The organism is Streptomyces roseolus, from assembly GCF_014649855.1.
Classification (GTDB): Bacteria; Actinomycetota; Actinomycetes; order Streptomycetales; family Streptomycetaceae; genus Streptomyces; species Streptomyces roseolus.
Genome location: NZ_BMTV01000089.1, coordinates 1 through 861 on the forward strand (window position 1 = coordinate 1; position 861 = coordinate 861).

The following is an 861-nucleotide window of genomic DNA, read 5'->3' on the forward strand; positions in this document are numbered from 1 at the left end:
CATCCGGGGCGTCACCGAGGAGACCACCACCGGCGTCCACCGTCTCTACGAGATGATGCAGGCCGGCACGCTCCTCTTCCCGGCGATCAACGTGAACGACGCCGTGACGAAGTCGAAGTTCGACAACAAGTACGGCTGCCGTCACTCCCTGATCGACGGCATCAACCGTGCCACGGACGTCCTCATCGGCGGCAAGACGGCGGTGGTCTGCGGTTACGGCGACGTCGGCAAGGGCTGTGCCGAGTCGCTGCGCGGTCAGGGCGCCCGGGTCATCGTCACCGAGATCGACCCGATCTGCGCGCTGCAGGCGGCGATGGACGGCTACCAGGTCACGACGCTGGACGAGGTCGTCGAGACGGCCGACATCTTCATCACGACCACGGGCAACAAGGACATCATCATGGCGTCCGACATCGCCCGGATGAAGCACCAGGCGATCGTGGGCAACATCGGTCACTTCGACAACGAGATCGACATGGCCGGCCTGGCGAAGATCCCGGGCATCGTCAAGGACGAGGTGAAGCCGCAGGTCCACACCTGGACGTTCGAGGACGGCAAGGTCGTCATCGTGCTGTCCGAGGGCCGTCTGCTGAACCTGGGCAACGCGACGGGTCACCCGTCGTTCGTGATGTCGAACTCGTTCGCGGACCAGACGCTGGCGCAGATCGAGCTGTTCACGAAGCCGGAGCAGTACCCGACGGACGTGTACACGCTGCCGAAGCACCTGGACGAGAAGGTCGCCCGTCTCCACCTGGACGCGCTGGGCGTGAAGCTGACGACCCTCCGCCCGGAGCAGGCCGCCTACATCGGCGTCAAGGTCGAGGGCCCGTACAAGCCGGACCACTACCGCTACTGATCCGC

1 protein-coding gene is annotated in these 861 nt (G+C 65.3%); it reads left to right on the plus strand.

Annotated features, from left to right (window positions below):
• The coding region (locus IE245_RS36575; protein WP_189955769.1) for an adenosylhomocysteinase at window positions 1-856 on the plus strand (856 nt) is incomplete at its 5' end.
• Window positions 857-861: the final 5 nt, after the last annotated feature.